The following is a 2,274-nucleotide window of genomic DNA, read 5'->3' on the forward strand; positions in this document are numbered from 1 at the left end:
GTTACAAAAATTCTTTCCGAAAATGATTGGAAGAAATTAGAAGCAGTCACTCTAAAAGAAGTGAATGATGCAAAAGAAAATGCATTAGCACAAAGCGAACCGGAAGTAAATTCGGCGAGAAGTTTTGTATTCTTTGAAAAGAGTTACGAGTTACAAGTTACGAGTAACGAATTAGAAAAGAAACAACCTGCAACTCGCAACTCGCAACTCGAAACTACTTCAGTTCGTTTAACGATGATAGAAGCAATTCGCAGAACGCTCGAAAGCGAAATGCAATTCAATAATAAAATACTCCTGTTCGGTGAAGATGTTGCAGTGAAAGGAGGAGTTCACGGTGCAACAGTTGATTTGTTGAAGAAGTATGGACGAGAAAGAATTTTCGATACGTCGCTTTCTGAAGAAGGAATTATCGGTCGTGCAGTGGGAATGTCGCTCGCGGGATTGAAACCGATTCCGGAAATTCAATTCCGAAAATATGCTGACCCTGCGACGGAACAAATAAATAATTGCGGAACAATTCGCTGGCGTACGAATAATAATTTTTCTGCGCCGCTTGTTGTGCGTATTCCTGTTGGTGTTGGGAAAAAAACCGGCGACCCTTGGCACAGCGTTATCGGTGAAGCGATTTTTGCACATACGCTCGGTTGGCGAATTGCGTTTCCATCGAATGCGGAAGATGCGGTTGGTTTGTTGCGTTCTGCTTTGCGTGGCAACGACCCGACAATGTTTTTCGAGCATCGCACGTTGTATGATTCACTGCAAGCGCGAAGAAATTATCCCGGTGATGATTTTGAAATTTCGTTTGGCGTTGCGAATGTTGTGCAAAGCGGAATCAATGCGACAATTATTAGTTGGGGAGAAATGCTGCATCGCTCTGTTGAAGCAGCGAAACAACTCAATGCAAATGTTGATATCATTGATTTGCGAACAATTATTCCTTGGGATAAAGAAACGGTGTTGAACTCCATAAAGAAAACGGGAAAATGTTTGCTTGTGCACGAAGACCAAATTACCGGAGGATTTGGAGCGGAGATTTCTGCGACTATTGCGCAAGAAGCATTTCATTTTCTCGATGCGCCGATTGTGCGAGTTGCAACTTCGGATAATCCGATTCCGTATAATCTGGGATTGATGGAAAGCGTTGTGCCGTGTGTTGAGAAAATAAAAAGTGCCTTGGAAAAGTTGCTTTTATTTTAATCACGCAAAGCCGCGAAGATGCAAAGAAAAAAAACTTTGTGTAACTTTGCACTGACTTTTGCGTTACTCTGCGGTTAAATACGATTGTTGTTTTTACCGCAATGTTACGCAGAGTTTGGCGCAAAGTAACGCAAGGAATTGAATGAGATAAAAAATAATCCCGTAGGGATGATATATTTATAGAAAAATCCATAACAGCGATTTCAAACTCCGTAGGAGTGAAATATACTATGTCGTTCCTACGGAACTCGAATTATTATTGTTAGTTTTTTATTACAAACATTACGCACCTACGGTGCTAAAAATTTTACTAATACTTTTATGAAACACATATTTATTTTTCTTGTTGTATCAACATTGTGTTGTGCCGGTGCTTTTTCTCAAACAAAAACATTTGTGCGGGAGTACACGTATAATGCGGGAGATAATGACAGCAAAAATACCTCGCGTGCAATTGCGTTGGAGCAAGTGAAACGTTTATTGCTGGAAGAAATTGGCGTGTATTTGGAGAGCAGTTTTGAAACGGAAAAGAAAGAAAGCGGCAATAAGTTAGAAGAACTTACAAGAAGTAAAATTACCACGATTGCTGCTGGTGTAACCGAAACAAAAATACTTGATGAGAAATGGAATGGCGTAACATATTACATAAAAGCAGAAATTACATTGGATGAAAACGAGGTAAAAGAAAAAATTGCTGCGATTGCAAAGGATAGAGAGAAACTTACACAACTTGAAGATGTGCGGAAGAGAGCCGATTCCGCTTTTACTGAAATTGATAGATTAAGAAAAGAACTTGAGGAAACAAAAGATGAAAACGAGCGGCTTAAACTTACAAAGACATATACAGAAAATACAAATGTATTAAGTGCTACTGATTGGTTTCAGAAAGGATATGATGCTTATGAACAGAAAAATTATGAAAAAGCAGTTACATATTATTCTGCAGCCATTGAACTCAATCCGCAATATGCTAGTGCGTATTTAGGTCGTGGAGTTGCTTACGAGAATTTACAACAATATACTCGTGCAATAGAAGATTACACCACAGCCATTGAACTCAATCCGCAATATGCTAGT

At 39.2% G+C, this 2,274-nt stretch carries 2 protein-coding genes; both read left to right on the plus strand.

The window, feature by feature from the left end; translation table 11 throughout:
- On the plus strand, window positions 1–1,197 hold a 1,197-nt coding region (locus tag FJ218_11355; GenBank protein ID MBM4167498.1), incomplete at its 5' end, for an alpha-ketoacid dehydrogenase subunit beta.
- A 321-nt stretch (window positions 1,198–1,518) separates the two neighbouring features.
- The coding region (locus tag FJ218_11360) for a tetratricopeptide repeat protein (protein ID MBM4167499.1) at window positions 1,519–2,274 on the plus strand (756 nt) is incomplete at its 3' end.

This window comes from Ignavibacteria bacterium (assembly GCA_016873775.1).
Classification (GTDB): domain Bacteria; phylum Bacteroidota; class Ignavibacteria; order UBA10030; family F1-140-MAGs086; genus JAGXRH01.